This is a genomic window from Amycolatopsis sp. 505, assembly GCF_031625235.1.
Taxonomy (GTDB): Bacteria; Actinomycetota; Actinomycetes; order Mycobacteriales; family Pseudonocardiaceae; genus Amycolatopsis.
Genome location: NZ_JACKQP010000006.1, coordinates 229,082 through 251,421 on the forward strand (window position 1 = coordinate 229,082; position 22,340 = coordinate 251,421).

A 22,340-nucleotide genomic window follows, 5' to 3' on the forward strand; every position below is an offset into this window, starting at 1 on the left:
GGTCCACCCCCAGGGGGGTGTGTGATCAGCCTAGCGGGTCACGCTAAGCTATCCGCGCACCCGGGTACCTCCGGGGGCACGCGGGTGTAGCTCAATGGTAGAGCCCTAGTCTTCCAAACTAGCTACGCGGGTTCGATTCCCGTCACCCGCTCCATCGTCGTAAGAGGCGGCGTCGCGGGTCGACGCGGCGTCCGCTTCCAGGGACGCCGCGATCACGTCCAGCAGTTTGTCCGTGTCCACCGGCTTCGTGATGTAGTCGTCCGCGCCGCTGGCCAGTGTCCGGGCGCGGTCCTCCGCGGTGGCCTTGGCTGTGACCGCGATCACCGGCAGGTCGGCGTTGGCCGCCTCGGCGCGGATGGCCGCGATCGTGGCGTTGCCGTCCAGTTCCGGCATCATCACGTCCATCAGGACCAGCGCCGTGTCCTCGTTGCGCTCCAGGGCGCGGATGCCGTCGACGCCCGTCTCCGCGTAGATCACGTCCAGGCCCGCCTGCTCCAGGACCGCCGCGAGGGCGAACACGTTGCGCAGGTCGTCGTCGACGATCAGGACCTTCTCGCCGTGGAAGCGCTTGGGGGTCACGTCCGGGGCGGCCACCAGCACCGTGCTCGGCACGGACGGCAGCCGCGGGGAGGACAGCGCCGTCAGGGCCGGGTCCACCAGGTTGGCCGCCGCCACCGGGAGGTACAGGGTGAACGTCGATCCCACGCCCGGCTCGCTCACCACGCGCAGCTCGCCGCCCAGGAGCTCGGTGAGCTGCTGGCTGATGTTCAGGCCCAGGCCCGTGCCGCCGTACTTGCGGCTGGTCGTGCCGTCCGCCTGGCGGAACGCCTCGAAGATGACCGCCAGCTTCTCCTCCGGGATGCCGATGCCGGTGTCCTCGACCGCGAACGCGATGATGCCCGGCGCGTTCTTCAGGGACTCCTGCTCCACCTCCGCCGGGTCCGCCGCGCGGATGTGCAACCGCACGCCGCCCTCGTTGGTGAACTTCGCGGCGTTCGACAGGAGGTTCCGCAGGATCTGCTGGAGGCGGTGCTCGTCCGTGTGGACGCTGCCGGGCACCGGCGGGTCGATGTGGACGGCGAACTCCAGGCCCTTGTCCGCGGTCAGCGGGCGGCACAGGGACTCGACGTAGTCCACCAGCTCCGGCAGCGTGATGTCGGACATCTGCATGTCCAGCCGGCCGGCCTCGACCTTGGCCAGGTCCAGGATGTCGTTGATCAGCTGCTGCAGGTCCGACCCGGCCGCGTAGATCGTCTTCGCGAACTGGATCTGCTTCTCCGTCAGGTTCCCTTCCGGGTTCTCCGACAGCAGCTTCGCCAGGATCAACGCGCTGTTGAGCGGCGTCCGCAGCTCGTGCGACATGTTCGCCATGAACTCGGTCTTGTACTGCGACGCCACCGTCAGCTGCCCGGCCCGCTCCTCGAGCTCCTGCCGGGCCTGCTCGATCTCGCTGTTCTTGACCTCGATGTCGCGGTTCTGCTGGGCCAGCAGCGCCGCCTTCTCGGCCAGCTCGGTGTTGGACCGCCGCAGCTCGCCCTGCTGGGCCTGCAGCTGCTCCGACCGGGCCCGCAGCTCCTGGGCCAGCCGCTGCGACTCGGTCAGCAGCGCTTCGGTCCGCGAGTTCGACAGGATCGTGTTCACGTTGACGCCGATCGTGTGCCGCAGCTGCTCCAGCAGGTCCTGGTGGACCGTGCTGAACTCGTTCACCGAGGCCAGCTCCAGCACCCCGAGCACCTCGCCCTGGAACAGCACCGGCAGCACGATCAGGTTCACCGGCGCGGCCGAGCCGAGCCCGGAGGAGATCAGCGCGTACTCCGGCGGCGCGTTGTGCACCAGGACCGTGCGCTGGTCGACCGCGGCCTGCCCGATCAGCGACTCGCCCATCGCGAACCGCAGCCCCGCGCGGGACTCCGCGAGCCCGTACGCCGCGATGCACTCGAGCACCGTGCCGTCCCGGTCGTCTTCGCGGGCCAGGAAGAACGCGCCCTGCTGCGCCCGGACCAGCGGGGCCAGCTCGGACAGGATCAGCGCCGCGACCGAGACCAGGTCGCGGTGTCCCTGCATCCGGCCCGACAGCTGCGCGAGGTTCGTCTTCAGCCAGTCCTGCTCGCGGTTGGTCCTCGTCGTCTCCTTGAGGTTCGCGATCATCTGGTTGATGTTGTCCTTGAGGTCGGCCAGCTCGCCGTTCGCCTCGACGGTGATGTGCCGGGTCAGGTCGCCCGCGGTCACCGCCGTCGCCACCTGGCCGATCGCGCGGACCTGGGTGGTCAGGTTCCCGGCCAGCCGGTTCACGCTCTCGGTGAGCCGCTGCCAGGTGCCGGACACGCCGTCGACCTCGGCCTGGCCGCCCAGCTTGCCTTCGGTGCCGACCTCGCGCGCCACGCGCGTGACCTCGGAGGCGAACGCCGAGAGCTGGTCGACCATCGTGTTCATCGTGGTCTTGAGCTCGAGGATCTCGCCCCGGGCGTCGACGTCGATCTTCTTCGTCAGGTCGCCCTTCGCGACCGCCGTCGTGACCTGCGAGATGTTGCGCACCTGGCTGGTCAGGTTGTGCGCCATGAAGTTGACGTTCTCGGTGAGGTCCTTCCACGTGCCGGCGACGCCGGGGACGCGGGCCTGGCCGCCGAGGATGCCTTCGGTGCCGACCTCTCGGGCGACCCGGGTGACCTCGTCGGCGAACGCGCGCAGCGTCTCGACCATCCCGTTCAGCGTCTCGGCCAGCGCCGCGACCTCGCCCTGGGCCTCGATCCGGATCTTCTTCGACAGGTCGCCGTTGGCCACCGCGCTCGCCACGGTGGCGATGTTGCGCACCTGGTCGGTCAGGTTGTCGGCCATGACGTTGACGTTGTCGGTGAGGTCCTTCCAGGTGCCCGCGACGCCGCGGACGCGCGCCTGGCCGCCGAGGATGCCTTCCGTGCCGACTTCGCGCGCCACGCGGGTGACTTCGTCGGCGAAGGCGGACAGCTGGTCGACCATCGTGTTCAGCGTCGTCTTCAGCTCGAGGATTTCGCCGCGGGCGTCGACGGTGATCTTCTGCGTCAGGTCGCCCTTCGCGACCGCCGCCGTCACCGTGGCGATGTTCCGGACCTGGTCGGTCAGGTTGTTCGCCATCGAGTTGACGTTGTCGGTGAGGTCCTTCCAGGTCCCGGCGACGCCGGGCACGGCGGCCTGGCCGCCGAGCTTCCCCTCGGTGCCGACCTCGCGCGCCACCCGGGTGACTTCGTCCGCGAAGGCGGACAGCTGGTCCACCATCGTGTTCAGCGTGGTCTTGAGTTCCAGGATCTCGCCGCGAGCGTCCACCGCGATCTTCTGGGTCAGGTCGCCGCGCGCGACGGCCGTCGCGACCTGGGCGATGTTGCGGACCTGGGTGGTCAGGTTGTTCGCCATGAAGTTCACGGACCCGGTCAGGTCGCGCCACGTGCCCGCGACGCCCGGGACCTGCGCCTGGCCGCCCAGCTGGCCCTCGGTACCGACCTCGCGCGCCACTCGGGTGACTTCGTCGGCGAACGCCGAGAGCTGGTCCACCATGGTGTTCATGGTCGTCTTGAGCTCGAAGAACTCGCCGCGCGCGTCGACGGTGATCTTCTGCGTCAGGTCGCCCTTCGCCACCGCCGTGGTCACGTGCGAGATGTTGCGGACCTGGTCGGTGAGGTTGTCGGCCATCTGGTTGACCGAGTCGGTGAGGCTGCGCCACGTCCCGGCCGCGCCGGGCACCTCCGCCTGCCCGCCCAGCTTGCCCTCGCTGCCGACCTCGCGCGCCACGCGGGTGACTTCGCCGGCGAAGGCCGAGAGCTGGTCGACCATCGTGTTCAGCGTGTTCTTCAGCTGCAGGATCTCGCCGCGGGCGTCGACGTCGATCTTCTTCGTCAGGTCGCCGCTGGCCACCGCGGTCGCCACCTGGGAGATCCCGCGGACCTGGTCGGTCAGGTTGTCGGCCATCAAATTGACCGAGTCGGTGAGGTCGCGCCACGTCCCGGCGACGCCCGGCACCTGCGCCTGGCCGCCGAGCTTGCCGTCCGAGCCGACCTCGCGGGAGACGCGGGTGACCTCGTCGGCGAACGCCGAGAGCTGGTCGACCATCGTGTTGATGGTGTTCTTGAGCTCGAGGATCTCGCCGCGGGCGTCGACGTTGATCTTCTGGGTCAGGTCGCCGCGCGCGACGGCCGTGGTGACCTGGGCGATGTTGCGGACCTGCTCGGTGAGGTTGTCGGCCATGAAGTTGACCGAGTCGGTGAGGTCGCGCCAGGTGCCCGACACGCCCGGGACGACCGCCTGGCCGCCGAGACGTCCCTCACCCGCGATCTCGCGGGAGAGCCTCGTCACTTCGGCGGCGAAGCGCGACAGCTGCGCGATGAGGCCGTTGACCGTCTTCGCCAGCGTGGCGTACGCGCCCTGCAGCGGGCGCCCGTCGAGGGTCAGCGTCATCGGCTGGGACAGGTCGCCGTCGGCGACCCCGCCGAGCACCCGCTCCAGCTCGATCGCCGGCCGGGTGAGGTCCTCGACCAGGCCGTTCACCGCGTCGACGGCGGTGGTCCAGCCGCCGGTGCCGACCTGGCCTTCGAGCCGCTCGCTGAGCCGACCCTCCTGCCCGACGGCCGCGCGGACCCGCAGCAGCTCGCTGACCAGCCGCTGGTTGCGCTCGGCGATGTCGTTGAACGCGACGGCGAGCTGCGCCGAGATGCCGTCGCCGTGCGGGACGAGCCGCCGGCGGAAGTTGCCGTCCCCGAGATCCCGCACCGCGACCAGCACCCGCTCCAGCGCGGCCGCTTCGCTCTGGGATTCCGTTGTCATGTGTGCCGACCCTCTCCACCACGCATGCGCCAGCCATGGTCGTCGACCCAGCGTGCCATGCTTCGCCCTACACTTCGAGCCAGCCCGCCCGCTCACGCGGTAGCCGTGCGACAGCAGTCCGGAGGCAGGAGGTCCGTGCATGGTGTCACGTCCGGCCCCGGCCTCGGCGGCCCTGCCGCCGATGACCGGTGACGGCGGGCCGCCGGGCATCGACGCCTTCACCCGAGCGGCCCTCGAAGACGTCCGGGACGCGGTGTTCCTGCAGGACGACGCCGGGGTGGTGCGCTGGGCGAACCCGGCGGCGCGGGCCCTGGCCGGCGACGCCGAGCCCCAGCTCAACGCTGCCTCCGAGACGTCCGGCCACGTCGAAGCGGCCGGTCACCGGCGTCCGGCGCGGATCCGGGCCCTGCCCGGCGGCTGGCACTCCTGGACCGTGCGCGCGGACGACGTCCCGCGGCGGCACGTCGGTGACTTCCTGGCCGAGGCCGGCCCGCGGCTGGCCGCCGCCCGCGGGCGGCACGGCACCGCCCGGGTGATCGCCGAACTGGCCGCGTCCGCGCTGGCCGAGACCGTCTTCGTGCTGCTGCCGACCACCCGCGGCCGCTGGGAGTGGTGGAGCTGCGAGCGGCCGGCCGCGCAGGGCCACGGCCGGATCCGGCGGGTTCCGGCCCAGACCGCGCCGGTGCTGGCGGCGACGTTCGGGGCCGTCGGGCCGCCCCAGCAGGCGCCGGTGCCCGAGCCCGAGGTCGCCACGCTGCCATCGGTGGTCGCCGACCGGTTCGGAGGGCACGCCGACGTCTCGGTCGTTTCGCTCGGGCCCAACGCGAGCGCCGGGGTCACCGGTGCCCTGCTGCTGGGCCGCCGCGGCGACGCCGAGTTCGGCGCCGAGCAGTCCCGTGCGGTCGCGGAGTTCGCCGTGGCGGCCGGGACGGCGCTGGCCAACGCCCAGCGCTACGCCCGGCAGGAAGAGGCGACCCGCGGCCTGGAGACGACGCTGCGCCCGGCCGACCCGCCGGAGCTCGACGGCGCCCGGTTCGAGACCTGGTACGAGCCGGCGGGCGGGGTCCTCACCGTCGGCGGCGACTTCTTCGACGTCCTGCCCCGCGACGACGGCAGCGCGTTCCTGGTGCTCGGCGACGTCTGCGGCAAGGGCCCCGAGGCCGCCGCGCTGACGGGCCGGGTCCGGCACGCCCTGACCGCGCTCGCGATGGTCGAGCGCGACGGCCGCACGCTGCTGCGGCTGCTCAACGAGCTGCTCATCGCCGGCGGCAGCAGCCGGTTCGCCACCCTGGTGCTCGGTTCGGCCCGGCCCTCCGACGGCGGGATCGGCCTCACCCTGGCCTCCGGCGGCCACCCGGCACCGCTGGTCGTCCGGCGCTCGGGCGTGGTCGAGGAGGTCACGGTGCCGGGCACGCTGGTCGGCATCTCGCCGCAGGCCCGCTTCGCCGAGGCGGAGGTGCGTTTGGAGCGCGGCGACGTCTGTCTCCTGTACACCGACGGCATCACCGAAGCCCGCAACCGGCACGACCAGACGGAACTCTTCGGAGACGACCGGTTGCGCGCCGTGCTCACGGCGGCGGCCGGGGAGCCCGCCCGGGAGGTCGTGCGGCAGCTGCGCCAGTCGGTCCGGGACTGGCTCGGGAGCTCGGCGCATGACGATATCGCCGTGCTCGCCATTGAATGTGCGGACTGATTGCACTGTCCTCAATGGACTTGGTTTGACGCCGGAACGAGGGGGTAATTACCCCGGTGCACTCAGTTTTCCGACGGAGGAGCCCCATGGCGAACGCATTGCAAGGACGCCGGGTCGCGATCCTGGCCGCGGACGGCGTCGAACAGGTCGAGCTGGAAAAGCCGCGCCAGGCCGTCCTCGACGAGGGCGCGACGGTCGAGCTGGTGTCCCTGGACACCGGCGAGATCCAGGCGATGAACGGCGACATCGACAAGGGTGACCGGTTCGCGGTGGACCGGAAGGTCGCCGACGTCGAAATCGGCGACTTCGACGCGCTGCTGCTGCCCGGCGGCACGATGAACCCGGACAACCTCCGCACGGACGCCGCGGCGGTGAAGTTCGTGGGCGACTTCGTGCGGGCCGGCAAGCCGGTCGGGGTGATCTGCCACGGTCCGTGGACGCTCGTCGAAGCGGATGTCGTGCGTGGCCGCACGCTGACGTCGTACCCGAGCATCCGGACGGACCTGCGTAACGCCGGTGCCACCGTGGTCGACGAAGAGGTGGTAGTGGACAACGGACTGGTCTCCAGCCGTAACCCGGACGACCTGCCGGCCTTCTGCCGGACGGTCGTGCAGGAGTTCGCGGGCTGAGGCCCGCGTCCTCTGTGGACGTTCACCCGTCCGTGTCTTAAGTCCCGCTTAAATCTGTTGGCTTTCGGCACCGCGGCGGAGGACGCTGTTGGTGTGACGAGGATCGCCCGACGAGAGGAGGTGGACGCGATGACTGTGCACGCAAGGCGCTACGGCCGCTGGTGCCGTGAACACTTCGACGCGATCGCCGCCGAGGGCGTTCCCGCACCCCGCGGTGGCGAGCCCGCCGACCAGGCCCTGCCGGCACCCGAGCCGGAGCCGGTCCAACCCGGTGCCGAACAGCCTCAGCCTCGATAGCCCACGAAGAAGGCCTCCCCGGCGTACCGGGGAGGCCTTCTTCGTGGCTCAGCGGTAGCTGCGCCGGTACCAGACGCGCCGCGGGCCGGGCACGCCGATCCGCGCGATGACGTCGGTCAGGATGGCGCCGATGATCAGCCAGAGGACGGCGGCGAGGCCGTCGTTCAGGAACGTCCGCAACCCCTCCGAGTCCGGCGTGAAGAGGTTCCGCAGGCCGAGCGACACGCCCGCCGACCACTCCGAGATCAGGTGCGCGAAGCCGTTGGCCGAGTTCGCCCCGCCCAGCACCAGCACGATGTGCACGGCCAGGACCAGCGCGAACACCGCGCAGACCAGGTGGATCAGGGCGTTGATCGTGCGCACGACCCGGATGCGCGGGTGGGTGCGCTCCACGATCTCTTCGGTGGGGGCGGGCTCGTACGGCGTTCCGTACGGCTCCGGAGGCGGGGGATACGGCATCGTCGGCGTCCCTTCGACTGTCCGATGTGGACGTATCTGCGTGGGCAGGAACAACACTTCGGAGTACCCGTCACCCGGGTGAGCGAACCGCATGCTCCTCAAACTTCCCTATCGAGGGAGTGATAGGGTAGTTTGAGGAACACAAGGAGGGTCATGGCGCAGGGCGTCTTCTCCGTCGAACAGGTCGCCGCGAAGCTCGGCCTGCACGTCCGGACGGTCCGGAACTACGTGCGGGACGGGCGGCTGAAGGCGGTCCGGATCGGCAAGCAGTACCGGATCACGGCCGAGGACCTGGCGGCCTTCACCGGGCTGCCGGTGGCCGAGCGGGCCGCGGGCCCGGTCGCGGAGCTGTCGGGGGTCGTCGAGCTCGCCGGCGTCGACCGGGCGGGCGCGGACCGGATCGCGACCATGGTCGTGGCCTCGGTGAACGGGCCGCGTGACGGGGATGAGCGGCCGTTGCGCGTCGAGACCATCTACGACGGGGAGCGCGCCACCATGAAGATCATCGTGCTCGGCGACCTGGCGGCCGGGGCCGACCTGCTGCGGTGGGTCGCCTCGATCGCGGAGAACCTGACGTGACCGCGGTCTACCGGTCGGCGGCCGGGGCGGCCGCGGTCCGCGAGCGCTACGACACGCTGCTGGACCGGTGGCCGGTGCCGTCCGAGCGCCGCACGCCGGCCACTCGGCTGGGGGACACCTTCGCCGTGGTGTCCGGTCCGGTGGCCGCGCCGCCGGTCGTCGCGCTGCAGGGGTCCGGCGGCACGGCCGCGCACTGGCTGCCGGACATCGCCACGTTGGCCGGGCGGCTGCGGGTGTACGCGGTCGACGCGCCCGGCGAACCGGGCCGCACCGTCGAGGCGCGGCCCGCGCTCGGGTCGCCCGCGTACGCCGAGTGGCTGGACGACGTCCTCGACGAGCTCGCACTGCCGCGCGCGGCGTTCCTCGGCACCTCGCTGGGTGGCTGGTGGGCGGTGGACTACGCGCTTCGCCGTCCGGAACGGGTCGCCGCGCTGGCTCTGGTCAACCCGTCCGGCCTCGGCCGGCGCCGGACCGCGCCGCTGCTGAAGTTCGCCGCCTACAGCCTCTTCGGCGACTGGGGCCGCCGCCGGTCGCTGGCCATGGTCGCCCACGGCAGCCCGCCCGACCCGGGGCGGCGCGCGGTCGGCGAGTTCACCCTGGCGACGTTCGAGCACTTCAAGCCGCGGCTGGGGGCGATCCCGGTGTTCCCGGTGGAGCGCCTGCGGGAACTGGCGATGCCGGTGCAGGCGCAGTTCGGGGCGCGCGACGTCCTGCTCGACCAGCGAGACGCGGCGGCGAACCTGCGGCAGGCCCTCCCGGACGCCGACGTCCGGCTGGCCGAGGACGCCGGGCACTTCCTGCCGGGCTGGGCCGCGCTCGCGACGACGTTCTTGGAAGGGAAGCGATCGTGATCGCCGGCCGCGGTGCCGACGGCCCCGCCGAGCTCGGCGCCCGGCCGGCCGCACCGCGCTGAGCCGGGCGGCGCAACCGTCCCGCGCTGGGCAACCATCGCCGGGCGCGGGGCGTCAGGTGATCATGAGATGTGCGCTGCTGGTGTCCGTCATCGCCCTCCTGACCGCGTTCGCCTCGCCCGCGACCGCGGACCCGGTGATCCCGTCCGGATTCCAACCGGCCTCGACGAGCTGGACCGGCCCGGACACCGGGTACGTCCTGGGGTACTCGCCGTGCGCGCAGACGTGGTGCCCGGCGCTGCTGGGCACGACCGACGCCGGACGGCACTGGCGGCGGCTGGGCGCGCCGCCGATGTCGCTGCCGGACAACCACAACCACGTGGCGCTGCGGTTCTTCGGTGACCGCGTCGCCTACGTCGAAGACGGCGTCCACGTGCTCGCGACCCGCGACGGCGGGGCCAGCTGGCGGCCGGTCACCCTGGCCGGGGCGCGGGAGCCGTACTACCTCTCGAAGATCGCCGAGACCGGCGGCCGCGTCTTCGCGCTGCTGACCAGCTACGGCGAGGGCCACGGCGCGACCCGGTTGTACTCGGGGGCCGCCGGTTCGCCGGTGCTGGTCCCGGTGCCCGGGTTCGAGGTCACCGGCGGCCTCACGTACGGCGACCTGGCGATCGGCGGCGGCCTGCAGGTCGCGCTCGGCGCGGACTACGGCACCGAGCGGTACTGGACCTCCCGCGACGGCGCCCGGTTCACCCCGGCGGAGCCGCCGTGCCCGGAAGGGCAGGTGGCCTCGCTCGCGGGCGTCCGCGAGCGCCAGGTGGTGGCGTTGTGCAGCGGCAGCCCGGGCTCGCCGCAGCCGGGTTCGATGGAACGGCACCTGCGCCACGCCCCGCAGCTCGGTGCGCGGTTCAGCGGGGAAGACGCGGTGCCGTTCGCGGGCATCAACCAGGGCTTCGCGGCGGCCTCACCGACGTCGGCGACGGTCGCGGCCATCGGCGGCGGGGTGGGGTTCCTGCACCACACGGCGGACGGCGGCCGGACGTGGACGACGCTGGAGCTGCCGGAGCGGGGCTTCGCGTTGACCGATCTCGACTTCCCCGGCGGCGGCACGGGAGTCGTCGTCGACGGGCAGGCGGACGCCTTCGGCGGGTCCGCGGTGTACCGGACCACGGATGGGGGACGGACGTGGCGGGAATTGCGTTTCCCGTAACGATCTCCGGGCCGGGTGGCGCCCCGATCGGGTCGTTGTCCCTGGCAGGCAAGGCCCTTGTGCCCGGTTCACTTGGTGCACCCCATGTCGTAATCTGAGCACTGTCCGTCGCCGGACACGGTGAGCGAAGCCCGGGCAGGGGTGCCGCCACCACGCGCAGAGTGGGAGAGCAGCCGATGACGCCTGGCGACCTGCGGTCCGGAACCGAGGGCGGTGCGGCCGCCCTCGATTTCAGCAAGGCCAGCCTGGCCCGGTTGTCCGACGCGCTCCTCGGCGGGCACGACCACTACGAAGTGGACCGCGAGGCCATGCGGCGTCTCCTGGCCATCGCGCCCGGCGCGCGGGCGATGGCGAAGGAGCACCGGGACTGGCTGGTGCGCGCGGTGCGGTTCCTGGCCGGCAAACGCGGCATCGACCAGTTCCTCGACCTGGGTTCCGGCATGCCGACGGCGGAAAACACCCACGAGGTGGCGCAGCGGTACAACCCGGACGCGCAGGTGGTGTACGTCGACAACGACCCGGTCGTGCAGGTGCACGGCCGGGCGCTGCTCGAAGAGAACTACCTGACCCACGTGACCGGCGCCGACCTGACGCGGCCGGCCGAGACCCTCGCCGACGAGGTCGTCAAGGAGTACCTGGACTTCACCCGGCCGGTGGCGCTGATCCTCACCTCGATCGTGCACCACATCGACGACTACGACCGCGCGAAGTCGATCGTCGCGGAATACGTGGCCGCGCTCGCGCCCGGGTCGTTCCTGCTGCTCACGCACAACTTCGACCCGGAAGAAGACTCCCCGCGCCAGGAGCTCGCGCGGCTGCTGGAGACCAGCTTCCAGGGCACCGGCCTGGGCAGCGTGTACCGCAACCGGGACCAGATCGCGGGCTTCTTCGAAGGCACCGAGCTGCTCCGGCCCGGGCTGGTCTACCTGCACGAATGGTGGCCGGACGGCCCGCGGCTGCACCCGCTGGGCGAACTCAACTTCCTGACGCTGGGCGGGGTCGCCCGCAAGCAGTGACCAATTCCCCCGTTCGGCGGACAAGCGTGCCCGGTTCATGATTGTTTGTCCCTTGTACGTGTTCAGAGAGAACCGGGGGACAGACAAGTGAAGAAGAAGCTCGCAGCCGCCGCCGTCATGGGCGCGCTGGCGTCGACGGTCGTGTTCGCGCCGCCGGCCAGCGCGGGGGACAGCCAGATCATGAAGTACCAGTGGAGCTACGGCGCGGCCTACGAGTACGAGTGCTACGCCGACGGCCAGTGGTACGTGGAGACCGGCGGGTTCGTCCGGTTCGAGTGCCGGCCCACGACCTGGTCGTGGGAACTGTGGGCCGTCGTGCGGTAACCGCCGTTGCCGGCCGCCTCGGGGGACTCGGCGTCCCCCGAGGCGGCCGCACGGGTCAGGCGGCGTTGAAGGTGTCGGGGTCCGGACCGGTGCGCTCGCCGCGGTCCAGCGGGGTCAGCGACTCCATCTCCTCCTCCGAGAGGGTGAACCCGAACAGGTCGAAGTTTTCCTCGATCCGGGACGGCGTCACCGACTTCGGGATCACCACGTTGCCCAGCTGCAGGTGCCAGCGCAGCACGATCTGCGCCGGCGTGCGGCTGTGCTTCACCGCGAGTTCCGCGATCACCGGGTCGCCGAGCAGGCTGCCGCCCTTGGCGAGCGGGCTCCACGCCTCGGTCGCGATGCCGTGCTTCGCGTCGAACTCGCGGAGCTCGCGCTGCTGCAGGTACGGGTGCAGTTCGACCTGGTTGACCGCGGGAGCGACGTCGGCGGCGTCGAGCAGGCGCTGCAGGTGCGACGGCTGGAAGTTGGAGACGCCGATCGCGCGGACCCGGCCGTCGGCGTGCAGCTTCTCGAACGCCTTCCAGGTGTCGAGGTACTTGTCGCGCGCCGGGGTCGGCCAGTGGATCAGGTAGAGGTCCAGCTGCTCCAGGCCGAGCTTGGTCATGCTCTCGTCGAACGCCTTGAGCGTCGAGTCGTAGCCCTGGGCCGAGTTCCACAGCTTGGTGGTGACGAACAGTTCGTCGCGGGCGATGCCGGACTCGGCGATCGCCTGGCCGACACCCTTTTCGTTGCCGTAGACGGCCGCGGTGTCGATGCTGCGGTAGCCCGCGTCGAGGGCGGCCTTGACGGCGGTGGCGGTCTCGTCGTCCGGGACCTGGAACACGCCGTAGCCGAGCTGCGGCATCCGCACGCCGTTGGAGAGTTCGATGACGGGCACGCTGGTCACGAGGGGTCCTTTCGGTGGGTGGTTCATCGGGCGAGTACCCGTTCCCCGGCTGCGAAACTAGCCGGATTCCGGCGGTCGAGCAGTCCGGAGACGAGTGCCACGGCGAGGCCGGCCGCGGCGAGCACGGCGCCGATCCAGTTGGGGGCGGTGTAGCCGAGGCCGGCGTCGATGGCCTGGCCGCCGAGCCACGCGCCACCGGCGTTGCCGAGGTTGAACGCGGCGATGTTCGCCGCCGACGCCAGTGCCGGGGCGCCCTCGGCCTTGGCCAGCACGCGGGCCTGCAGCGGCGGGACGGTGGCGAAGCCGGCCGCGCCGAACAGCGCGATCGTGATCGCCGCGGGCACCTTCGCGTGCGCGGTGAACACGAACGCGACGAGCACGAGCGCCAGGGCGGCGAGGATGACGTAGAGGCTGGGCATCAGCTTGCGGTCCGCGGCCTTGCCGCCGAGCAGGTTGCCGGCGAACAGGCCGGCGCCGAAGAGCACGAGCAGCCAGGTGACGGCGCCGCTGGAGAAGCCCGCGACCTCGGTCATCATCGGGGCGATGTAGGTGAAGGACGCGAACACCCCGGCGAAGCCGAGCGCGGTCATCACCAGCGCGAGCCACACCTGCGGGCGGCGGAACACGGCCAGCTCGCCGCGCAGGCCGGTCCCCGGTTCGGGTTCCTGGTGCGGCACCAGCGTCAGGATGCCGATCGCGCCGGCGACGCCGAGCGCGCTGACCACCCAGAACGTCGAGCGCCAGCCGAAGGCGTGGCCGAGCGCGGTGCCGGCGGGCACGCCGAGGACGTTCGCCACGGTCAGCCCGGTGAACATCAGGGCGATGGCGCCGGCCTGCTTGGCCGGGGCGACCAGCGACGCGGCGACGACCGAGCCGACGCCGAAGAACGCCCCGTGGCTCAGCGCGGCGACGACCCGGCCGGTCATCAGCAGGCCGTAACCGGGGGCGAGCGCGGAGAGCACGTTGCCGGCGATGAACAGGCCCATCAGGGCGACCAGCACGGTCTTGCGCGGCACGCGCGAGGCCAGCGCGGTGAGCAGGGGAGCACCGACGACGACGCCGAGCGCGTAGCCGGAGATGAGCAGGCCTGCGGACGGGATCGAGACGCCGAAATCGGCCGCGACCTCGGGCAGCAGGCCCATGATCACGAACTCGGTGGTGCCGATCCCGAAAGCGCTGATCGCCAGTGCGAGCAGAGCGGCGGGCATGGAACTTCCTTCTTCCCGGAGTAGACTGGGGGCGTTGGCAACTACAAGCGTCCGAGATAGTTGCACACGCGGGTTATTGCACAAGCTTGCGACTTGCCGGGCAGTCTGCGCAAGCCGGGAAGGGGTGAACCGTGTCACTGGACGACGACGCCGTCGAAGCACGCGCGCAGGGCTGGCGAACGCTGGCCGCGCTCCACGCGCGGATCGAGGACCGGCTGCAGCGCGCGCTCGAGCGCGACCACGAGCTGTCGGTGAGCGAGTACACGGTCCTGGACGTCCTGGCCCGCCAGGACGGCTTCCACCTGAGGATGAACCAGCTGGCGAACGCGGTGGTCCTCAGCCAGTCGGCAACAACGCGGCTGGTGGCCCGCCTGGAGGGGCGGGGGCTGCTGGCCCGGTACCTGTGCGCGGACGACCGCCGGGGGATCTACACGGAGGTGACACCGGCGGGCCAGGCGCTGCTGACGGCAGCGCGTCCGACGCACGATGCGGCGTTGGCGGAGGCGCTCGGGGAGGCGGAGGCGCGGCCGGAGCTGGCTCCGCTGGTCGGGGCGCTCGGTGCGTTGAGTTTCGGCGGGGCTGCTTCTTCTGCCTGAGGGTGCTCGCCCGCGATGGGGCGTTGCGGCGGTGGCGCGCGCCCGGCGCACGACACCGCGCTGGAAGGCGCTCGGTTTCTGCGGGACCCGCTTCTGGGCGACGGTGATCTCGAATGGCTTACTGCTGTGGGGGTACCGATCTGGCGCGCCGTGGTCAGCCCGAGCGGCTTCCGCCTGACGGTGATCTCGAATGGCGTAACCGCTGCAGCGGAACCGATCCGGCGCGCCCGCAATTAGCCCGGTCGGTGGCGCTCTGTCCGCCATGTTGTCCGCGCAGCGCGGCCGGTATGGGCGTTTCTGCCGGTATCGTGCCAATGGGGGCTGACGGCGTCGAGCCGTGGAGTTCTTGCCGCTCAAGGAAACCCAGTACCGCCGCGCCGGCCGGGGACATGGCCGGCGCGTGATCTCGCTGTGTGGACCCGCTGACCAGGGCGGGCTGGACCGGGGAACTGGAGGAACCATGGGGAAGCTCGGTGTCTGGCTGATCGGGGCACGCGGCTCGGTGGCCACCACCGCCGTCGCCGGGGCGGCCGCGCTGCGGGCGGGGCTCGCCGCGCGCACCGGCTGCGTGACCGACCTGCCGGACTTCGCCGGGGCCGCGCTACCGAGCCTGGGGAACCTGGTCTTCGGGGGACACGACGTCGTCGGCACGCCGCTGGTCAAGCGGGCCGAACACCTGGCCGCCGCCGGGGTGCTGCCGGCCGCTCTGCCCGGTGCGGTCGCCGCCGAGCTCGACGCCGCCGAGGCTCGGCTGCGGCCCGCGCCGTCCGGGGGCGGGCGCGGCGCGGTCGAGCAGGTGATCGGCGACCTGACCGAGTTCCGCCGGGGACTGGACCACGTCGTCGTCCTCAACGTCGCCTCCACCGAACCGCCGTGTCCACCGCACCCCGCACACGCTTCCCTGGCCGCCCTCGAGACCGAGCTCGACACGCTGCCGCCGAGCGCGCTCTACGCCTACGCCGCCTTCCGTGCGGGTTGTGGCTTTGTCGACTTCACCCCGTCCACCGGTGCACGGCTGCCTGCCCTCGACGAACTCGCCCGAGCCACCGGGCAGCCGTACGCGGGCCGCGACGGCAAGACCGGCGAGACGCTGCTGCGGTCCGTCCTCGCGCCGATGTTCGCGCAGCGCGGGCTGAACGTCCTGGCCTGGTCGGGCACGAACCTGCTCGGCGGCGGGGACGGCGCCACGCTGGCCGACCCCGCGGCCGCGGCGAGCAAGAACGCGTCCAAGCAGCAGGTGCTGGCGCGGAACCTCGGCCACCCGGTCGACGGCGAGGTGCACATCGACTACGTCCCGGCCCTCGGCGACTGGAAGACCGCCTGGGACCACGTGCTGTTCGAAGGCTTCCTCGGCACGCGCATGACGCTGCAGCTCACCTGGCAGGGTTGCGACTCGGCGCTCGCCGCGCCGCTGGTGCTCGACCTCGCCCGGCTGGCCGGCAAGGCGTGCCGCAACGGCGTGGCCGGGCCGGTCGCCGAGTTCGGCTTCTTCTTCAAGGATCCCGTCGGCGACGGCCCGCACGACCTGGCGTCGCAGTACGCCGCCCTGCGCGACTGGGCGCACCGGTGAAGGCGCTGGTCGAGCTCGTCCGCGCCCCCGCCGCGCTGACCGTCCCGGGGGACGCCGTCGCCGGGGCCGCCGCGGCGGGGTGGCCGTTCGGCCGCCGCACGCTCGCCCTGACCGGTGCTTCGGTCTGCCTCTACTGGGCGGGCATGGCGCTCAACGACTACGCCGACCGTGACCTCGACGCCGTCGAACGACCCGAACGGCCGATCCCGTCGGGCCGGGTCGCGCCGAAGACCGCGTTGGGCGTCGCCACCGGGCTGACCGCGGGCGGGCTGGCCATCGCCGCGGCCGCCGGCGGCCAGCGGGCCCTGCGGGTCGCCCTGCCGCTGGCCGCGACCGTGTGGGCCTACGACTTCGCGCTCAAGAACACCGTGCTGGGCCCGGCCGCGATGGCTGCCGCCCGCACCCTCGACGTCCTGCTCGGCGCGGGCGGGAGCAGACCGGCGCTGCCCGCCGCGCTGACCGTCGGCGCGCACACCTACGCCGTGACAACGCTGTCAAGGTCCGAAGTGGATGGTGCCGGACCCGCGCTGCCCGCGGCCACCCTGGTCGCGACGGCCGGCGTGGGGGTCGCCGCCGGCCGGGGCGGCCTCCTGTCCTCAGCGCTGCTCGGGACGTACGCCGTGACGACCGGCGGCGCGCAGTACGACGCCGTCCGCGACCCGGCCGCGCGCAAGATCCGGCGGGCGGTCGGGGCCGGGATCCACGGCATGATCCCGCTGCAGGCCGGGCTGATCGCCCGCGCCGGCGCGTGGCGGTCGGCGCTCGCCGTGGCGGCCGCGTTCCCGGTCGCGCGGGCGCTGGGCCGGAAGGTGTCGCCGACATGAGGTTCGGGTACGGCACCAACGGCTTCGCCAACCACCGGCTCTCCGACGCCCTGCGCGTGCTGGCCGACCTCGGGTACGACGGCGTCGCGCTCACCCTCGACCACCAGCACCTGGACCCGTTCGGGCCGGACCTCGCCCGCCGCGTCGCCGGCGTCGCCGCCGACCTGGACCGGCTGGGCCTCGCCGTCGTGGTCGAGACCGGCGCGCGGTTCCTGCTGGACCCCTGGCGCAAGCACTCGCCGACGTTCCTCGACCCCGACTGCGTGCGCCGCGTCGAGTTCCTGACGCGGGCGGTGAAGATCGCCGCGGACCTCGGTGCCGAAGCGGTCTCCTTCTGGAGCGGCAACAAACCCGCGGACCTCGAACCCGAGAAGGCGTGGGCGTACCTGGTCGACGGGTGCGCCGAGGTGCTCAAGGCCGCCGACGAGCACGACGTCCGGCTCGGCTTCGAACCCGAGCCCGGGATGCTCGTCGAGGACCTCGACGGGTACTTCGAGCTGTCGGGAAGGCTCGGCGACCCGGACCGGTTCGGGCTGACGCTGGACATCGGGCACTGCCGGTGCACCGAGTCCGCGTCCGTGCCCGACTGCGTCCGCCGGGCGCTGCCGCGGCTGGTGAACGTCCAGATCGACGACATGCGCCGCGGCACGCACGAGCACCTGGAGTTCGGGCGGGGCGAGATCGACTTCCCGCCGGTCCTGGCCGCCCTCGCACCGTACTCCGGGCTCGTCGCCGTCGAACTGCCGCGGGACAGCCACGCGGCCCCGCGGATCGCCCGCGAGTCCCTGGAGTTCCTGCGGAAGGCGGTGACCGCGTGAACGCCTGGCTGGAAAAGGCGCTGTCCGACGTCGCCGCCGACGCGAAGGCGTTGCGCACGGTGTTCCCCGCCGTCGGCCGCCGGGTCGGCCGGACGGCGGCGGACACGGCGCGGGTGGAGCTGCTCGCGGCGGCCCCCGGCGCCGCCGCGGAGATGCCTGAGCTCTACCGCTACGGCGACGCGGCCGAAAAGCGCGCGATCCTGTATGGACTGTCCGTTGTGGACATCGGGGACGCCGGGATCGAACTGGTCGCGGACGCGCTGCGCACCAACGACACCCGCCTGGTGGCCGCGGCGATGGGCGAGTACGCCGCCACGCACCTCGACCCGCCCGCATACCGCCACGGCGTGCTCAAGTGCGTCTTCATGGGCATCCCGCTGGCCGCCGTGGCCGGCCTCGACCGCCGGACCGACGACGAATTGCTCCGCATGCTGCGGGACTTCGCCGCCGAACGCACCGCGGCCGGCCGCGAAGTCCCCGCCGATCTCCGCACCCTGCTGAACGAACAGGACGGCTGATGCGCATCTTCGACCCCCACATCCACATGAGCTCGCGGACCACCGACGACTACGCGGCCATGCACGCCGCCGGCGTCCGCGCGCTCGTCGAACCGGCGTTCTGGCTCGGCCAGCCGCGCACCGGCGTCGGGAGCTTCACCGACTACTTCGACGCCCTGGTCGGCTGGGAACCGTTCCGCGCGAGCCAGTTCGGCATCGCCCACCACTGCACGATCGCGCTCAACCCCAAGGAGGCCAACGACCCGCGCTGCGTGCCGGTGCTCGAACTCCTGCCGCGGTACCTGGAGAAGGACGGCGTGGTCGCGGTCGGCGAGATCGGCTACGACTCGATGACCGCGGAGGAGGACAAGGCGTTCGCCGCGCAGCTCGCCCTGGCGATCGCCCACGACCTGCCGGCCCTGGTGCACACCCCGCACCGCGACAAGGCGGCCGGGACCGAGCGGAGCATCGCCGTCGTCCGCGAATCGGGGATCGCGCCGGAGCGCGTGGTGCTCGACCACCTCAACGAGCCGACCGTCGCGATGGCCAAGGACTCCGGCTGCTGGCTGGGCTTCTCCATCTACCCGGACACGAAGATGGACGAGGACCGGATGGTCGCGATCCTGAAGGAGTACGGCACCGAGCGCGTATTGGTGAACTCGGCCGCCGACTGGGGCAAGAGCGACCCGCTCAAGACCCGCAAGACCGGCGACGCGATGCTGACCGCCGGCTTCACCGATGACGACGTCGACCGGGTGCTGTGGCGCAACCCCGTCGAGTTCTACGGCCAGAGCGGGCGGCTGTCGCTGGACGAAGGGCCTCCGGCAGCCGAGTTCGCGGGCAACTCGATCCTCCGAGGGGCGCGCAAGTGAGGTTCCGGCACCGGGACGGCACGCTGGTCCACCTCGCCTACTGCACCAACGTCCACCAGGCCGAAGACCTCGACGGCGTGCTCGCCCAGCTGGCCCGCTTCGGCGAGCCGGTCCGCGAGCGCCTCGGCGTGGCCCGGCTCGGGCTCGGCCTCTGGCTGGCCCGGCCGGTCGCCGCCGAGCTGGCCGCCGACCCGGGCGCGGTGGCCCGGCTGCGACGCGAGCTGGCGGCGCGCGGCCTGGAGGTCGTCACCTTCAACGGGTTCCCCTACCAGGGCTTTCACGACCCGGTCGTCAAGCACAAGGTGTACCGCCCGGACTGGGCGGCGCCGGAGCGCACGCGGTACACCCTGGACCTCGCGCGGCTGCTCGCCGAGCTGATGCCGGACGACGCCGTGCGCGGCAGCGTGTCGACCCTGCCGCTCGGCTGGCGCACCGAGTGGCGGGGCGACGACGGGCAGCTCGACGTGCTCGCCAAGGGGCTCGCGGCGCAGGACCGGCCGGTGCGGGTCGCGTTCGAGCCGGAACCCGGCTGCATCATCGAGACGACCGCGCAGGCCGCGTCGCTGCTGTCCGAAGTGGACAAGGACCGGCTCGGCGTCTGCCTCGACACCTGTCACCTCGCGGTCGGTTTCGAAGACCCGGCCGCCGCTCTGGGGCGGCTGGAGGCGGCCGGGCTGGACGTCGTCAAGCTGCAGGCCTCGGCCGCGCTGGAGGCTCCGGATCCGGCCGATCCCGTCACACGGACGGCGTTGGCCTCGTTCGTGGAGCCCCGGTTCCTGCACCAGAGCACCGAAGGAGCACCACCCGGAGCCGACGACCTCGACCTCGCGCTGGCCGGCGCGCTACCCGGAAAGCAACCCTGGCGGGTGCACTTCCACGTGCCGCTGCACGCCGACCCGGCGCCGCCGCTGAGGTCCACCCGGCCGGTGCTGGCGGCCACCCTGGCCGAGCTGTTCGCCGGCGCGGCCGCGCGCACCGACCACGTCGAAGTCGAGACCTACACCTGGCAGGTGCTCCCGGACGCCCCCGCCGACGACGCCGGGCTGGTCGCGGGCATCGCGGCCGAGCTGGACTGGACCCGGCGGGAACTGACCACCCTGGGCCTGGAAGAGGTGTCCGCATGAGTTTGCTCGTCCTCGACGTCGTCGGGCTGACCCCGCGGCTGCTCCCGCACATGCCGAACCTGCGCAAGACGGCCGAGCCGGGCTTCACCGCGCAGCTGGACACGGTGTTCCCGGCGGTCACCTGCCCGGTGCAGTCGACGTTCCTCACCGGGCGCACCCCGGCCGGGCACGGGATCGTCGGCAACGGCTGGTACTTCCGCGAACTCGGCGAGGTGTTCCTGTGGCGCCAGCACAACAAGCTGGTGCACGGGGACAAGTTCTGGGACGCGGCCCGCCGCGCGCAGCCCGGCCACCGGGTCGCGAACGTCTGCTGGTGGTACGCGATGGGCGCGGCCACCGACCTCACGGTGACCCCGCGGCCGATCTACCACGCCGACGGCAAGAAGTCCCCGGACTGCTACACGCACCCGCCGCAGCTGCACGACCGCCTGGTCGGGACCCTCGGCGAGTTCCCGCTGTTCACCTACTGGGGTCCGACGGCGTCGATCACGTCGTCGCAGTGGATCATCGCCGCGGCACAGAAGATCGTGGCCGAGGACAAGCCGGACACCACGCTCGTCTACCTCCCGCACCTCGACTACGACCTGCAGCGCTTCGGCCCCGACGCACCCGAGGCCGCGGCGGCGGCCCGGGAGCTCGACACGGCTCTGCGGCCGCTGCTCGACCAAGCGGCCGCGGGCGGGCACACCGTCGTCGCGCTGTCGGAGTACGGCATCACGAACGCGAGCCGGCCGGTCGACGTCAACCGGGCGCTGCGCCGCGAAGGCCTGCTCTCCGTGTACGTCCAGGCGGGCATGGAGTACCTGGACCCGTGGACGTCCCGGGCGTTCGCGGTCGCCGACCACCAGGTCGCGCACGTCTACGTCGCCGATCCGGCGGACCTCCCGCGGGTGCGGGCCATCGTCGCCGGGCTGTCCGGAGTGGACGTCGTACTGGACCGGGAAGGCCAGGCCGGGTTCGGCATCGACCACGAACGCGCGGGTGAGCTGGTCGCGATCGCCGAGCCGGACGCGTGGTTCACCTACTACTACTGGCTCGGCGACGACCGCGCGCCGGACTTCGCGAAGACCGTCGAGATCCACCGCAAGCCCGGCTACGATCCGGCCGAGCTGTTCTTCGACCCGCGCGACCCGAAGGTCAAGCTGAAGGCGGCGGCCGCGCTGGCCCGCAAGAAGCTCGGCCTGCGGTATTCGATGCAGGTCGTGCCGCTCGATCCGGCTCCGGTCCGCGGCAGCCACGGGCGGCTGCCCGACTCGCCCGAGGACGGGCCCGTGCTGCTGTGCTCGGACCCGGCGTTCGCGCGCGAGAAGATCCACGCCACCGAGGTCAAGGACCTGCTCCTGGCCGCAGCCGTCCCGACCGAATGACGAGGTCTTCCGTGCAGGTGCTGGTGTTCACCAAGACGACCGCGTACCGCCACGACTCGATCCCGGCCGGGATCCGGGCGATCCGGGAACTGGGCTCGGCGCACGGCTTCGCCGTCACGGCGACCGAGGACGCGTTCACCCCGGCCGCGCACGACGTGGTGGTGTTCCTCTCGACCAGCGGGGAAGTCCTGGACGAGGCGCAGCGGACGGCGTTCGAGTCCTATGTAGAGGGTGGGGGCGGGTACGTCGGCGTCCACGCGGCGGCCGACACGGGGTACGACTGGCCGTGGTACGGAGAGCTGGTGGGCGCCTGGTTCGAGACGCACCCGGAGATCCAGCAGGCCCGGTTCGTCACCGAGGACGGCACCCATCCGGCGACCGCCCACCTGCCGCCGGTGTGGACCCGGACCGACGAGCTGTACGACTTCCGCACCAATCCGCGTGGCCGGGTGCACGTCCTGCAGACGCTGGACGAGTCCAGTTACACCGGTGGCGGGATGGGGGCGGACCACCCGATCACCTGGTGTCACCCGCAGGGGCGGGGCCGGGCGTTCTACACCGGACTCGGCCACACGAGCGAGTCCTACGGCGACCCGGCGTTCCGCGCGCTCCTGCTGGGCGCGATCCGCTACGCCGCGGGAGTGCTCCCCGCGGCCCGGCAACGTCGCGAATGACTCATTCGGGACGTCGGAGGTCCCCAATGAGTCATTCGCGACACCGCAGCCG

20 protein-coding genes and 1 tRNA gene are annotated in these 22,340 nt (G+C 72.1%); 17 read left to right on the plus strand and 4 right to left on the minus strand.

Annotation, left to right across the window (positions count from 1 at the left end; translation table 11 throughout):
- Positions 1 to 80: 80 nt before the first annotated feature.
- Positions 81 to 154 (plus strand) — tRNA-Gly (locus tag H5965_RS22990).
- Here H5965_RS22990 and H5965_RS22995 read toward each other — a convergent pair.
- Positions 106 to 4,791: a HAMP domain-containing protein gene (locus tag H5965_RS22995; protein WP_310972668.1), complete on the minus strand. Its 4,686-nt coding sequence runs from the start codon at positions 4,789 to 4,791 to the stop codon at positions 106 to 108. The genes H5965_RS22990 and H5965_RS22995 overlap by 49 nt on opposite strands.
- A gap of 139 nt (positions 4,792 to 4,930) precedes the next feature.
- Between H5965_RS22995 and H5965_RS23000 the strand changes: the two genes are divergently transcribed.
- Both H5965_RS23000 and H5965_RS23005 read left to right on the plus strand, forming a co-directional pair.
- Entirely contained in the window at positions 4,931 to 6,484 is a 1,554-nt protein-coding gene (locus H5965_RS23000) for a SpoIIE family protein phosphatase (RefSeq protein WP_310972195.1), read from the plus strand.
- Between the two features lie 86 nt (positions 6,485 to 6,570).
- Entirely contained in the window at positions 6,571 to 7,113 is a 543-nt protein-coding gene (locus H5965_RS23005; protein ID WP_310972196.1) for a type 1 glutamine amidotransferase domain-containing protein, read from the plus strand.
- A gap of 345 nt (positions 7,114 to 7,458) precedes the next feature.
- Here H5965_RS23005 and H5965_RS23010 read toward each other — a convergent pair whose 3' ends face one another.
- Positions 7,459 to 7,869: a hypothetical protein gene (locus H5965_RS23010; RefSeq protein WP_310972198.1), complete on the minus strand. Its 411-nt coding sequence runs from the start codon at positions 7,867 to 7,869 to the stop codon at positions 7,459 to 7,461.
- A gap of 153 nt (positions 7,870 to 8,022) precedes the next feature.
- Between H5965_RS23010 and H5965_RS23015 the strand changes: the two genes are divergently transcribed.
- From H5965_RS23015 to H5965_RS23035, 5 genes are all read left to right on the plus strand, one after another.
- Positions 8,023 to 8,448 (plus strand): helix-turn-helix domain-containing protein, encoded by a 426-nt coding sequence (locus H5965_RS23015; protein WP_310972199.1) that lies wholly within the window; start codon positions 8,023 to 8,025, stop codon positions 8,446 to 8,448.
- Positions 8,445 to 9,299: an alpha/beta fold hydrolase gene (locus tag H5965_RS23020; RefSeq protein ID WP_310972201.1), complete on the plus strand. Its 855-nt coding sequence runs from the start codon at positions 8,445 to 8,447 to the stop codon at positions 9,297 to 9,299. Before H5965_RS23015 ends, H5965_RS23020 begins: the two co-directional genes overlap by 4 nt.
- 124 nt (positions 9,300 to 9,423) lie before the next feature.
- The gene (locus H5965_RS23025; protein WP_310972669.1) at positions 9,424 to 10,509 is read left to right on the plus strand and encodes a hypothetical protein; all 1,086 of its coding nucleotides are present in this window, start codon (positions 9,424 to 9,426) and stop codon (positions 10,507 to 10,509) included.
- Between the two features lie 176 nt (positions 10,510 to 10,685).
- Positions 10,686 to 11,525 (plus strand): SAM-dependent methyltransferase, encoded by an 840-nt coding sequence (locus H5965_RS23030; RefSeq protein WP_310972204.1) that lies wholly within the window; start codon positions 10,686 to 10,688, stop codon positions 11,523 to 11,525.
- Between the two features lie 87 nt (positions 11,526 to 11,612).
- Complete coding sequence (locus H5965_RS23035; protein WP_310972205.1) at positions 11,613 to 11,849, plus strand: hypothetical protein; 237 nt, start codon at positions 11,613 to 11,615, stop codon at positions 11,847 to 11,849.
- A gap of 55 nt (positions 11,850 to 11,904) precedes the next feature.
- Here H5965_RS23035 and H5965_RS23040 read toward each other — a convergent pair whose 3' ends face one another.
- A complete protein-coding gene (locus H5965_RS23040; protein ID WP_310972207.1) occupies positions 11,905 to 12,738 on the minus strand; it encodes an aldo/keto reductase in 834 nt (277 codons plus the stop codon).
- Between the two features lie 23 nt (positions 12,739 to 12,761).
- Complete coding sequence (locus tag H5965_RS23045; RefSeq protein ID WP_310972209.1) at positions 12,762 to 13,946, minus strand: MFS transporter; 1,185 nt, start codon at positions 13,944 to 13,946, stop codon at positions 12,762 to 12,764.
- A 131-nt stretch (positions 13,947 to 14,077) separates the two neighbouring features.
- On the opposite strand from H5965_RS23045, the gene H5965_RS23050 reads away from it, so the two are divergent.
- The 9 genes from H5965_RS23050 (at position 14,078) to H5965_RS23090 (ending at position 22,288) form a co-directional block, all read left to right on the plus strand.
- Entirely contained in the window at positions 14,078 to 14,542 is a 465-nt protein-coding gene (locus H5965_RS23050) for a MarR family transcriptional regulator (RefSeq protein WP_310972211.1), read from the plus strand.
- 460 nt (positions 14,543 to 15,002) lie between these two features.
- Complete coding sequence (locus tag H5965_RS23055) at positions 15,003 to 16,112, plus strand: inositol-3-phosphate synthase (RefSeq protein WP_310972212.1); 1,110 nt, start codon at positions 15,003 to 15,005, stop codon at positions 16,110 to 16,112.
- Positions 16,109 to 16,936: an SCO3242 family prenyltransferase gene (locus H5965_RS23060; protein WP_310972213.1), complete on the plus strand. Its 828-nt coding sequence runs from the start codon at positions 16,109 to 16,111 to the stop codon at positions 16,934 to 16,936. Before H5965_RS23055 ends, H5965_RS23060 begins: the two co-directional genes overlap by 4 nt.
- On the plus strand, positions 16,933 to 17,754 hold the full coding sequence (locus tag H5965_RS23065; protein ID WP_310972214.1) for a sugar phosphate isomerase/epimerase family protein: 822 nt from the start codon (positions 16,933 to 16,935) through the stop codon (positions 17,752 to 17,754). The genes H5965_RS23060 and H5965_RS23065 overlap by 4 nt, the downstream gene beginning before the upstream one ends.
- A complete protein-coding gene (locus H5965_RS23070) occupies positions 17,751 to 18,272 on the plus strand; it encodes an EboA domain-containing protein (RefSeq protein ID WP_310972215.1) in 522 nt (173 codons plus the stop codon). Before H5965_RS23065 ends, H5965_RS23070 begins: the two co-directional genes overlap by 4 nt.
- Positions 18,272 to 19,123, plus strand: coding sequence for a TatD family hydrolase (locus H5965_RS23075; RefSeq protein ID WP_310972216.1), 852 nt, complete (start codon positions 18,272 to 18,274; stop codon positions 19,121 to 19,123). Before H5965_RS23070 ends, H5965_RS23075 begins: the two co-directional genes overlap by 1 nt.
- Positions 19,120 to 20,247, plus strand: a complete 1,128-nt coding sequence (eboE, locus tag H5965_RS23080) for a metabolite traffic protein EboE (RefSeq protein ID WP_310972218.1) — start codon at positions 19,120 to 19,122, stop codon at positions 20,245 to 20,247. The genes H5965_RS23075 and eboE overlap by 4 nt, the downstream gene beginning before the upstream one ends.
- Positions 20,244 to 21,614, plus strand: a complete 1,371-nt coding sequence (locus H5965_RS23085) for an alkaline phosphatase family protein (protein WP_310972220.1) — start codon at positions 20,244 to 20,246, stop codon at positions 21,612 to 21,614. The genes eboE and H5965_RS23085 overlap by 4 nt, the downstream gene beginning before the upstream one ends.
- A gap of 11 nt (positions 21,615 to 21,625) precedes the next feature.
- Positions 21,626 to 22,288, plus strand: a complete 663-nt coding sequence (locus tag H5965_RS23090) for a ThuA domain-containing protein (RefSeq protein ID WP_310972222.1) — start codon at positions 21,626 to 21,628, stop codon at positions 22,286 to 22,288.
- Positions 22,289 to 22,340: the final 52 nt, after the last annotated feature.